Annotated in this window: 8 protein-coding genes and 1 pseudogene; all 9 read left to right on the top strand. The window is 64.8% G+C overall.

Going from position 1 to position 11,529, the window contains the following annotated elements; genetic code table 11:
- Positions 1-195: 195 nt before the first annotated feature.
- The 9 genes and pseudogenes from DM806_RS02025 (at position 196) to DM806_RS01985 (ending at position 11,367) form a co-directional block, all read left to right on the top strand.
- Positions 196-477, top strand: coding sequence for a response regulator transcription factor (locus tag DM806_RS02025; protein ID WP_179041603.1), 282 nt, complete (start codon positions 196-198; stop codon positions 475-477).
- 40 nt (positions 478-517) lie between these two features.
- On the top strand, positions 518-1,621 hold the full coding sequence (locus DM806_RS02020; RefSeq protein ID WP_179041602.1) for a Gfo/Idh/MocA family protein: 1,104 nt from the start codon (positions 518-520) through the stop codon (positions 1,619-1,621).
- Positions 1,618-2,619: an SMP-30/gluconolactonase/LRE family protein gene (locus DM806_RS02015; protein WP_179041601.1), complete on the top strand. Its 1,002-nt coding sequence runs from the start codon at positions 1,618-1,620 to the stop codon at positions 2,617-2,619. The genes DM806_RS02020 and DM806_RS02015 overlap by 4 nt, the downstream gene beginning before the upstream one ends.
- Positions 2,620-2,794: 175 nt before the next feature.
- Positions 2,795-2,974, top strand: a pseudogene (locus DM806_RS02010) (3-oxoadipyl-CoA thiolase); the annotation flags it as partial.
- A gap of 136 nt (positions 2,975-3,110) precedes the next feature.
- Positions 3,111-3,374, top strand: coding sequence for an alpha/beta fold hydrolase (locus tag DM806_RS02005; RefSeq protein ID WP_372859181.1), 264 nt, complete (start codon positions 3,111-3,113; stop codon positions 3,372-3,374).
- 123 nt (positions 3,375-3,497) lie between these two features.
- Positions 3,498-4,121, top strand: coding sequence for an FMN-binding negative transcriptional regulator (locus tag DM806_RS02000; RefSeq protein WP_179041599.1), 624 nt, complete (start codon positions 3,498-3,500; stop codon positions 4,119-4,121).
- Positions 4,118-5,788 (top strand): amidohydrolase, encoded by a 1,671-nt coding sequence (locus tag DM806_RS01995; RefSeq protein WP_179041598.1) that lies wholly within the window; start codon positions 4,118-4,120, stop codon positions 5,786-5,788. Before DM806_RS02000 ends, DM806_RS01995 begins: the two co-directional genes overlap by 4 nt.
- A gap of 61 nt (positions 5,789-5,849) precedes the next feature.
- Positions 5,850-8,093, top strand: coding sequence for a TonB-dependent receptor (locus tag DM806_RS01990; protein ID WP_179041597.1), 2,244 nt, complete (start codon positions 5,850-5,852; stop codon positions 8,091-8,093).
- A 79-nt stretch (positions 8,094-8,172) separates the two neighbouring features.
- Complete coding sequence (locus DM806_RS01985) at positions 8,173-11,367, top strand: amidohydrolase family protein (RefSeq protein WP_179041596.1); 3,195 nt, start codon at positions 8,173-8,175, stop codon at positions 11,365-11,367.
- Positions 11,368-11,529: the final 162 nt, after the last annotated feature.

Below are 11,529 nucleotides of genomic sequence, written 5' to 3'. Positions count from 1 at the left end.
GATCGACCGGACCCCAAAATCTGTTAGACAGGTTATAGCCGTAATTTTGCCCTGAACTAGAAAAAATCCTCAAATTGGCCAATTTTCGCTTGAACCTGTCTGACTGATTCTCTTATCGTTAGCGCTACCGATTCCGATGCAGCCAGCGGGCCAATTGCTGGCGCACACAGATCGGATCGAACAGGGAGAGGACGGATGCACTTCGCAACGGATTTGCACGATATTCTCGATCATCAGGATCGCCGCGCACCGCAACCGCCGCAGTTGACGCCCACCCAGATGAAGGTGCTGCGCTGCGTCCATTCGGGGCTGCTCAACAAGCAGATCGCCTATGAGCTGGGCATGGCCGAAGCCACGGTGAAGGTTCACATGACCGCGCTGATGCGCAAGCTGAACGTGCGCAACCGCACCCAGGCCGCCATCGCGGCGCGTAATCTGGGGTGGCTGCGGCCCGCGCTTGGCCGGGCGGCCGACTGATCGTCCGGCTGTAACCGGGCCAGAAAATAAGGAGGTTCGCATGGCGACAGGTTCCCGTCGTGAACTGCTGGGCGGCCTTGGCGCTGGCATGATGCTGGCCGGTATGGCTGCGCGCGCGGCGACCGCGCCTTCGCGCAGGATCGGCTATGCGGTGGTCGGCCTCGGCTCCTATGCCACGCGCCAGATCATGCCCAATTTCGCCGGCTGCGATCATGCCCGGCTGGTCGCTCTGGTCAGCGGCACGCCCGCCAAGCTGGAGCAATATGGCGCGCAATATGGTATCCCGTCGACCCATCGCTACAGCTATGCCGATTTTGACCGCATCCGCGACAATCCGGATATCGACGCGGTCTATGTCGTGCTGCCCAACAGCCTGCACGCCGAATATAGCATCCGCGCCGCGCAGGCCGGCAAGCATGTGATGTGCGAAAAGCCGATGGCGGTTTCGGCGGCGGAGTGCGAGGCGATGATCGCCGCCTGCCGCAAGGCCGGAAAGAAGCTGATGATCGGCTATCGCTCCCGGTTCGAGCCTTATAACCGGCTGGCCATCGATCTGGCGCGCGGCGGTCATGTCGGTCCCACCCGGTTCATCACGGCGGAACATGGCTTTCCGATCCGGCCGGACCAGTGGCGGCTCGATCGGCCCTTGTCCGGCGGCGGATCGATGATGGACATCGGCATCTACAGCCTCAACGCCGCGCGCTACCTGACCGGCGAGGAACCGGTCGAGGTCAGCGCGATCGAATCCACCGATCGCAACGATCCGCGCTTCCGCACGGTGGAGGACCGTCTGAGCTTCACGCTCCGCTTCCCGTCGGGCATCGTCGCCAACTGCATTTCCAGCTATAGCTCGTCGCATAATGGCTATCGCGTCATCGGCACGGAGGGCTGGATCGATATGGAACCGGCGACGCCGTACAGCGGGCAGACGATGACGATCCGCAAGGATGGCGTCACCGCGCCCCGAACCTTGCCCGCGCCGGCGAAGAACCAGTTTGCCGGCCAGCTCGACCATCTGGCCGAATGCATCCTCAACAACAGGACGCCGATCGTGGCGGGGCAGGAGGGGCTGGCCGACCTGCGCGTGATCGAGGCGATCTATCGCTCCGCTGCCGAGCGGACCTCTGTCAGGATCGGCGTTTGACCGATCGGCGGACCGTCCTTGCCGGGCTTGCGAGCCTGCCGCTGCTGTCGGCCCGCGGCATGGCGGCGCCTGTCGGCCGGATCGAGCGGATCGACCCGGCGCTGGACCGCATCGTCGACCCGTCGGCCGCGATCGAGATAGTGGCGAGCGGCTTTCGCTGGGCGGAAGGGCCGGTCTGGGTGCCGGGGGAGGACTGTCTGCTCTTCACCGACCCGCCCGCCAATATCGCCTGGCGCTGGAAGCAGGGGGAAGACGCGAAACCTTTCCTCTCGCCCGCCGGCTATCAGGGTAAAGTTCCGCCCGGCGTGCGCGAGGCTGGCCTTAACGGGTTGGCGCTCGACGGCAAAGGCGCTCTGGTTGCGGCGGACAGCGGGACGCGGGCGATCGTGCGTATCGACCGGCGTACCCGTCGCCGCACGATCCTGGCCGATCGCTTTCAGGGCAAAAGGTTCAACAGCCCCAACGACCTGTGCATCGCGCCGTCGGGCGTCCTCTATTTCACCGACCCGCCCTATGGTTTGACCGATGGCGATACGTCGCCCCTGCGCGAACTCGATCATAATGGCCTGTACCGGCTGACGCCCGATGGTGAGGTCACGCTGCTCGACGGCCAGCATCGCCGCCCCAATGGCGTGGCGCTGTCGCCGGACGGCCGCACGCTCTACCTCGCCCTGTCCGACGAGGAACGGCCCGAGGTGATCGCTTATGATATGGATGCGCGCGGCCTGCCCGTCGGACAGAGGCAATTCCGTGACATGCGCGCTTACCATGCCGAAGGACGTCCCGGCCTGCCCGACGGGATCAAGGTCGCCGCTGACGGCCATGTCTTCGCGACGGGACCGGGCGGGGTGCATGTCTGCGCGGAGCAAGGCGCGCTGCTCGGCATCATCGCCACCGGCAAGGCGATCGCCAATATCTGCATCGATCCGAAAGGCGCGCATCTCTACCTGGCGTCATCGGACATGATCGCGCGAGTTGCGCTGAAAGCGAGCGCCTGAGAAAATCCGTCGGCATCAGCCCGCGCGATACCCAATAGGTATCATGTCGGAGCGAAACGGCATTTTCCATTATATGGCAGCGGCAATCACCATCGAAGCAGTCGAGACGGTCATTCTCGATGTGCCCACTATCCGGCCGCATGTCTTGTCGGTCGCGACCATGCAGTCGCAGGCGATGGTCATCGTCCGCCTTATCTGCGATGCCGTCCGCACGCCTGTCGGTCGCTACCGCGGTGCACTGGCGAGCGTCCGTGCCGACGATCTCGCGGCGATCCCGCTCAAGGCCCTGATCGAACGGACGGGCCTCGATCCTGCCGCGATCGATGATGTGATCCTGGGCAGCGCCAATCAGGCCGCCTTCGGCCTGGGACGCGCGCATTGCGCTGGTCCGCGCACAGTGCATGGCCCCGCTCGCCCAGGCATCGGTGGAGCGCTGGTTCACCAGGGCCTTCGCCGCTACCAGCCCGGATGCGATCGCGCGCATCGCCACGATGCTTCAGGCGACCGACCCTAGGGGCTATGCCGGCTGCTGCGCGGCCATTCGCGACATGGACATGCGCCGCGCTGGCGCGTTGATCGAGAGGCCGGCTCTCATCATCGGCGGATCGCACGACCCTGCGACCCCGCCGCCCCATAGCGAGGCGCTCGCCCATGCCATTCCGGGTGCGACCCTCGTCATGCTCGATGCTGCCCACCTGGCAAATGTAGAGCAGCCCGCTGCTTTCGGCAGGGCCGTCCGCGATTTTCCCGCCTGAGTGATCAGGACGCATCGCCGTCCACTGCCGCCTTGAACATGTTTCCGGCCTTTTTGCTTGGACCCCTTCACTTTTGTGAATTGGATGTTTGCGCGGGGTCCAGTGCGCGTGATTGTCACTCGCATGAAATATGCGCCATGCGCCCAGGCCGATATAATATCGCTGGTCCGGCAGAACCCGCTCTGCTGGCTCGTCTCGTTCGGCCCTGACGGCTTCGGCGCCACGCCGCTGCCGCTGCTGCCCGAATGCGACGAGAATGGCAGCCTCGTGTCGCTGTTCGGCCATTGCGCCCTGTCCAATCCCCAGGTCGCGCAACTGCGCGAAAGCCCGCAGGCGCTGGTGCTGGTCAACGGGCCGCAAGGCTATATTTCGCCCGAATTGCTGAGCAGTCCGACCTGGGTGCCGACCTGGAATTATGCGATGGCGATTGTCCAGGTCGATGTCGCGTTCGTGGCCGAGGAAACCCGTGAGGCGATCGAACGGCTGACCGATGTGATGGAGGAAGGCCGTGCCGCGCCGTGGAAGGTCAGCGACGCCGAGGCGCGCCTGCCCGCGATGCTGCCGCACATCATCGCCTTCCGCGCGCATGTCCGCGCGATCGATGGCAGGTTCAAGCTGGGCCGCGACGAGTCCCGCACCGGCATCAACGAGATTGTCGGCGGCATGGCGCCGGGCGCGCTGCGCGACTGGATGCGGCTCTACAATGACGATCGGCTGGAACAGGCGGAAGAAGGGGACAGGGCATGAGCATGAACCGTCGCGAATGGCTGGCGGGTGCATCGGGCGGGCTGGCGCTGGCCATGATGTGCGGGCGCAGCTGGGCGGCGGGGCAGGTGCTCGACGCCGCCTATGTGAACGCGACGGTATGGACCGGGGAGGGCATGCCTGCACGGTCCGCCATCGGCATCGTCGGTGGGCGGATCGCGGCGGTGGGTGCAGCAGCCGTCAAGGCGCAGACCGGCAAGGCGACCCGCATCGTCGATCTGGGCGGCGCCTTCGTCATGCCCGGCTTCATCGACTGCCACACCCATTTCCTGATCGGGTCGGACCTGCTGACCCAGCCCAATCTGCGCGAGGCGAAAAGTCCGCAGGAGTTTGCGCGCATCGTCGGCGACGCAGCCAAGGCGCTCAAGCCCGGCCAATGGGTGCAGGGCGGCAGCTGGGACGCTGAATTGTGGGGCGGCGAACTGCCCGACCGCCGCTGGATGGACCCGGTGACTCCCGATACGCCCGTCGCGGTGCAGCGGCTCGATCTTCACATGTTGGCGCTCAACAGCCTGGCGCTCAAGCTGGCGGGCATCGACCGTAACACGCCCGAAGTGCCGGGCGGCGTCATCGTCCGCGACAAGGACGGCAACCCCACCGGCATCCTGAAGGACGCCGCGATGGACCTCGTCAAGCGCGCCATTCCCGCGCCGACCGAAGCCGACCGCGAAGCGGCGGTTCGCAAGGGCATCGCCCATGGCCTGTCGAAGGGCGTGACCCAGGTCCATACGACCGAACTGGACTGGCACACCCATGACGCGCTGCGCCGCCTGCGCGCCAAGGGCGAAACTGACATGCGTTTCTATTCCTTCCTGCCGTTGCAGGACTGGGCGAAGGTCAAGGCGCTGGTCGATGCCGAAGGGCGCGGCGACGACTGGGTGCGTTGGGGCGGGCTGAAGCTGCAATATGATGGATCGCTGGGGTCGCGCACGGCGATGTTCTACAAGCCCTATGACGATGCGCCGGGCAATAGCGGCATGCCGATCCACAAAATGGCCGACGTCCAGCAATGGACCAACGATGCCGACGCGGCCGGTCTCCAGATCACGATCCACGCCATCGGTGACAGGGCGAATGACGAGGCGCTCGATATCTTCGCGGCGGCTGCTGCGAAAAATGGCGCGCGCGATCGTCGTTTCCGCATCGAACATGCGCAGCATCTCGCCCCCGCCGCCATCCCGCGCTTCGCCAGGCAGCAGGTCATCGCGTCGATGCAGCCCTATCATGCGATCGATGACGGCCGCTGGGCGATCCAGCGTGTCGGGGCGGAACGGCTGAAGGGCACCTATGCCTTCAGGTCGCTGCTCGACGCCGGGGCGAAGGTGGCGTTCGGGTCGGACTGGCCCGTCGCCCCGCTCGATCCCCTCACGGGAGTCGCGGCGGCGGTGCTGCGCCAGACCATCGACGGCGCCAATCCGGGCGGCTGGCTGCCCGAACAGAAGCTGACCATGGCGCAGGCGCTCCACGCCTACACCGCGACCAACGCCTTTGCCGGATTTCAGGATGATCGGCTCGGCCGAATTGCGCCGGGGATGCTGGCTGACTTCGTGGTGATGGATGCGAACCTGTTTGCGATCGACCCGGCCCGGACCGGCGACACGAAAGTGCTGCGCACCATCGTCAACGGCACGGAGCGGTTCAGCGCATGAAGTGACAGTTTCGGAAGGCCGATCCGAACACGGCGGCCTTCCCACTTGAAGGGGAAGAAGCATGAAGACGATTACGCATGTGAAGTCTGCCAGTCTGGCCGCGCTCGCGGCGGCAACCCTGTTCTCCACGCCGGCCATGGCCCAGGCGCCCGCCGCAGGGGAGGGGGACACCATCATCGTCACCGCCGGCAAGCGCGACGAGGATATCCGCCAGGTCGCCCTGTCGATCAGCGCCGTCACCGGCGATCAGCTGAAGGCGATGAACGCCAACAGCCTGTCCGACTATATCACGCGCCTGCCCGGCGTCGTCTTCAACGATTATCAGCCCGGCATTTCCGAAGTCGTGATCCGCGGTGTCGCCGCCACCACCTATCATGAGCAGGGCCAGACCACGGTCGGCTATTATCTGAACGAAGTGCCGATCGTGGAGCCGGGTTTCCCGATCGGCATCCCCGATGTCGACACGTTCGACCTTCAGCGGGTCGAGGTGCTGCGCGGTCCGCAGGGCACGCTTTTCGGTTCCTCGACGCTTGGCGGTCTCGTCAACTATGTCGCCAACGTTGCCGACGCCAGCAAGATCGACGCCGCCGCATCGGGTCTGGTCGGCACGACCAAGAATGCGTCGGGCGAACTCAACTATGCCGCCAAGGCGATGGTCAATATTCCGCTGGTCGCCGATCAGCTGGCCGTGCGCCTCGTCGCCATGCAGCGGTCGGACGCAGGCTATCTCGACAATCCCGGCATCGGCGTGAACGGCTCCAACGACTTCCGCAGCCGTGGGCTGCGCGGATCGATCGTCGCGCATCTGGGCGAAACGACGAAGGTGACGTTCCTGTCCAGCTATCAGGACAGCAAGCTCGACGACCAGACCTATCTCGACCTCCAAAATCCCTATGTCCGCAACCTGCCGCGCGCCGAAACACAGAAGACCGACTTCTGGATGAGCAGCCTGCGCCTCGATCAGGAAATCGGCGACATCGCCAACCTGACGGTGCTGGGATCGGTCACGAAGAAGAACAACACGACCGTCTTCTCCTATCCCTATGCCTATGTCACCGGCGTCACCACCGGCGACGGCGCCGCCTATTCGCTCGGCGAGGCCGACGCCCTCATCAAGACGGTCGAGGCGCGGCTGGCCTCTGCGGGCGAGGGGCCGTTCAAGTGGCTGGTCGGCGTCAGCTACATGCAGGCGAAGAAGAACAGCTACGACCAGATCTTCCAGGCGGGCGCGGTCGACTTCATCGACGCCAACCCCGGCCTGTTCGGTGGCTATAGCGGCGCGCAGCTGACGCCGGGCGATCGGCTCTATGGCTATCTGACCCACAGCACGAACGAGGATTTCGGTATCTTCGGCGAACTCTCGTTCAAGCCGGTGGAGCAGTTCGAGATCACCGTGGGCGGCCGCTATTTCGACACCACCGCCAAGGCCGACGTGCTGAACCAGGCCGGCGCGCTGGGCGGCTATCCAGGCGGTTACACGCCGACCGACAGCAGCGGGAGCGTGAACCAGAAGGAAGACGGGTTTACGCCCAAGGTGACGCTCGCCTTCCGCCCGTCGAAGGACATCATGGCCTATGCCACCTATTCGGAAGGTTTCCGTGTCGGCGGCATCAACCCCAATGCCGGCCTGCTGCCCAGCATCCCGCAAGCCTATGAAAGCGACAAGGTCAAGAATTACGAGGCCGGCATCAAGGCGCAGACGCCCGACGGCCGCTTCGCCGTAGACCTGACCGGCTTCCGCATCGACTGGAACAATATCCAGGCGCGCCTCTTCGGTCCGGCGCCGTCCTATTTCTCCTATGTCGTCAATGCCGGCGGCGCGCGGATCAACGGCGTGGAATTTTCGGGCACGGTCAACGTCAACCGGATGGTCCGCTTTTCCAGCAACGTGACCTGGCAGGATGCGGAGATCACCGAGTTCCTGCCCTATCCGTTCGACGTGGCCGGGCTGGGCGGCTATCCCAAGGGGACGACGCTGCCCGGTTCGTCCAAATGGTCGGTCTCCAACAATCTGACGCTGACCTTTGCCGATGTGTCGGGCGCGCCGACCTTCGACATTGCGCATCGCTATCTCTCGTCGGCGCCGACCAGCTTCGATGACGTGTCGCGGCGCGGCGACTTCAACGTCTTCGACCTGCGCGCCTCGGTCGGCCTTGGCGAAAAGATACGGTTGATGGCCTTCGCGAACAACGTCTTCGATAAATATGGCGTGCTGAATGCGCCCTTCGCCAATGATGCCGCCACGCCGCAAGGCTCGATCATCCGGCCGCGCACCATCGGCCTGCGCGCAGATTGGAGCCTGTAAGGTCCAAAAATGAACGGGACCGCTTGCCAAGTGGCGGGCGGTCCCGTCTTCTGTCTGCTCTCCTGCCGGAAAGGCCGCGATGCGTTTTCTTGCCGCCCTGCTTCTGTCCGCCACTCCGTTCAGCCCGGCCGTTCTGCATGCGCAGGAGAAGGAGAGGCTCAGCCTCCAGCCGACCAGGACGCTGGACTATCAGGCGAGCGAAGGCACATGGATGCAGCCGGACATCTCGCCCGACGGCAAGACGATCTTGTTCGACCTGCTTGGCGATATCTACGCCCTCGACGTCGGGGGAGGCGCGGCTCGCCCTCTGCTGACCGGCATGGCGTTCGAACGCAATCCCGTCTTCTCACCCGACGGCAGGCAGTTCGCCTTCATCTCCGACCGGTCCGGTGTCACCAATCTCTGGATCGCCAATGTCGACGGCACCGGCCTCAAGCAGCTGTCGCATGACGAGACGGTCGCGATCTATTCCTCGCCGGCTTGGTCGCCGGACGGTCGCTTCGTCACCGTTTCCCGCACCGTTCACTCGATCCTCGCCTTCGAACTGTTCATGTATGACAGGGACGGCGGCAGCGGTATCCAGATCACCAAGGCTGGCTCCCCCGACAATTGGGACGCGAAGATGAATGCGATGGGCGCCGTCGCGGCGCCCGACGGCCGCACCCTCTATTATGCGACCAAGCGTGGCCATACCTGGACCGAGAATGACCTGCCCAACTGGTCGATCGCGCGGCGCGATCTGAAGACCGGGCAAGACGAAACCGTCATTCAATCCTCCGGCGGTGCGATGCGGCCGGCCCTGTCGCACGATGGCAGGCTGCTTGCCTATGCCAGCCGCAACAACCAGAAGGATGGCCTGCGCCTGCGCAATCTGGAAACGGGCGAGGACAGGTGGATAGCCTTCCCGATCGACCGGGACGGGCAGGATGGCGGCTATTACGCCGATCTGCTGCCGCGCTTCACCTTCATGCCCGGCGACAAGGCGCTGCTGATGAGTGTCGGGGGCAAGCTCGCCCGGCTCGATATCGCCAGCGGCGTGCGAACGGATATCCCCTTCACCGCGCCGGTGAAGCTCGGCCTCGGTCCGCTCACCCGTGTTCGCCAGAAGGAAGAGGATGGCCCGGTCCGCGTTCGCGTGGTGCAGGCGCCGCGCCAGTCGCCCGACGGGAAAAGCGTGGTCTTTACCGCGCTGGGGGGGCTCTATGTGCAAAATCTCGCCGCCAACTTCACGCCGCGCAAGATCGTCGCCGAAGACGCCTTCCAGCCAGCCTGGTCGCCGGACGGCAAGAGCATCGTCTATGTCAGCTGGACCGCGAAGGACGGCGGACATGTCTGGACCGTCCCGGCTGGCGGCGGCAAGCCGAAGCGCCTGACGCAGTTCTCCGCCTATTATACGCAACCGATCTTCACTCCGGACGGCAAGGGCGTCGTCGCGCTGCGGGCGAACCATTATGACCGGCTGCGCGCCGTGTCGGAAATCGATCCATCGCGTCCCACCGACCTCATCCGCATGCCGATGCAAGGCGGGTCCGCCACGCTGATCGCTCATGCCATGGGCGCGCGCCTGCCGCATTTCGCGCAGGACGGCCGGCTGCTCTTCTACAGTCCGGCCGGCGTCAGTTCGGTGCCGCTGGCCGGCGGCGACCCGCAGGTGGAGCTGCGCGTCCTTGCGCCCGGCCTTGGCCAATATTTCCCCGGACCCGCGCCGGTCGAGGAGGTACGCCTCAGCCCCGATGGCCGCCATGCGCTCGTCAAGTCCTTCAGCCAGATCTATCTGCTCGATGTCCCGCCCGCTAATGGCAGCGAACCGCCGACGATCAACCTCTCAGCCCCCACGGTCGCCAGAGCAAAGCTGACCCGCATCGGCGCCGACTTCACCGACTGGGCGGACAAGGGCGCGACCGTCACCTGGTCGGTCGGCGCGACCTTCCGCCGTCTTCCGCTTGCGCAGGCGCTGGCGGCCCCGCCCGAAGGCAGCGAAGCGTCGGCGCAAAGCTTTGTGCTCCCGGTCGAACTGCCGCGCGACATACCCGAGGGCAGCATATTGCTGCGCGGGGCGACGGTCCTGCCGATGGCGGGCGGGCAGGATGCGGTCGCCAATGCCGACATCCTTATTACCGACAACCGGATCGTCGCGGTCGGCCCGTCCGGTTCGCTGGCGGTGCCGGCCGGCGCGAGCGTGCGCGACGTCAGCGGCAAATATATCGTCCCCGGTTTCGTCGACACCCATGCCCACTGGTTCGAGATAAGGCGCGGCATTCAGGACAAGGGGCATTGGGATTTCGCCGCCAACCTTGCCTATGGCGTGACATCTGCGCTCGACGTCCAGCCATTCACCACCGATGTCTTCGCCTATCAGGACATGATCGACGCGGGCATGATGCTTGGGCCGCGCGCATGGTCCACCGGTCCCGGTGTCTTCGTGAACGCGGAGATTCACAGTAAGCAGGATGCGCTCGACGTCCTCACCCGCTATCGCGACCATTATCGCACGCGGAACATCAAGAGCTACATGATCGGCGACCGCGCCCAGCGCCAATATATGGTCGAGGCGGCGAAGGAACTGGGCATGATGCCCACGACCGAAGGCGCCAGCGACATGGTGCTCAACCTCACCCACGCGATCGACGGCTTTTCGGGCAATGAACACAGCATCCCGGTGTCACCGCTGCGCGAGGATATCGTTCGCCTCTTCGCACAGAGCCGCACCAGCTACACCCCCACCATCTCGGTCGCCTATGGCACGACGCCTGCCCTGTTCGACTTCATCATCAACAAGCGCCCGCAAGACGACCCCAAGTTCCGCCATTTCGTGCCGCCCGGCATCGTCAGCGAAAAATTGCGCAACCGCCATTGGATGCCGCCCGAAGCGCAAAGCTGGCAGCTGATCGCCGCCGATGCGGTTGCGATCCAGCGCGCCGGCGGGCTGGTCGGCATCGGCAGCCATGGCGAGATGCAGGGGCTCGGCTATCAATGGGAGATGCAGGCCTTCGCGGCCGGCGGCGCAACGCCGATGGAAGTGTTGAAGGCTGCAACGATCGGTTCGGCGGAGGTGATTGGCCACAGCGACGATGTCGGCAGCCTGGAGCCGGGCAAGTTTGCGGACCTGCTGATCCTGGATGCCGATCCGCGTGTCGACATTGCCAATGCCATGAAGATCAGCGCTGTGATGAAGAATGGTCGCCTTTATGATCCTCTGAGGCTGGACGAGATTTGGCCGACGGTCTGGAGCCGACCGGTTTCCTGGTTTGTTGGGGACGCGCCGGGGCGCTAGTTTGGTGTGGGGGATGCGCCGCGTCGCTTGGCGGAAGCTTTTGTTTTCGGGCGAAGGCGTGGGCGAGGGGGTGGGTTCGGATCTTTGTCGTTTTTCTGTAATTTTCTAGTTGACCGACTCAATTGGTATGCCTAGAGGGCTTTTCACCGGACGGGGCGCTGC

The sequence above is a fragment of the Sphingobium lactosutens genome (assembly GCF_013393185.1).
Taxonomy (GTDB): Bacteria; Pseudomonadota; Alphaproteobacteria; order Sphingomonadales; family Sphingomonadaceae; genus Sphingobium; species Sphingobium lactosutens_A.
Note: the sequence above shows the minus strand (reverse complement) of the source record. Positions and strands in the feature narration are given on the sequence as shown.

Coding starts and splice junctions, on each gene's coding strand:
- DM806_RS02000 (WP_179041599.1), top strand. CDS start 3,498: ATGAAATATGCGCCATGCGCCCAGGCCGATATAATATCGCTGGTCCGG.
- DM806_RS02020 (WP_179041602.1), top strand. CDS start 518: ATGGCGACAGGTTCCCGTCGTGAACTGCTGGGCGGCCTTGGCGCTGGC.
- DM806_RS02025 (WP_179041603.1), top strand. CDS start 196: ATGCACTTCGCAACGGATTTGCACGATATTCTCGATCATCAGGATCGC.
- DM806_RS01995 (WP_179041598.1), top strand. CDS start 4,118: ATGAGCATGAACCGTCGCGAATGGCTGGCGGGTGCATCGGGCGGGCTG.
- DM806_RS01985 (WP_179041596.1), top strand. CDS start 8,173: ATGCGTTTTCTTGCCGCCCTGCTTCTGTCCGCCACTCCGTTCAGCCCG.
- DM806_RS01990 (WP_179041597.1), top strand. CDS start 5,850: ATGAAGACGATTACGCATGTGAAGTCTGCCAGTCTGGCCGCGCTCGCG.
- DM806_RS02005 (WP_372859181.1), top strand. CDS start 3,111: ATGCTTCAGGCGACCGACCCTAGGGGCTATGCCGGCTGCTGCGCGGCC.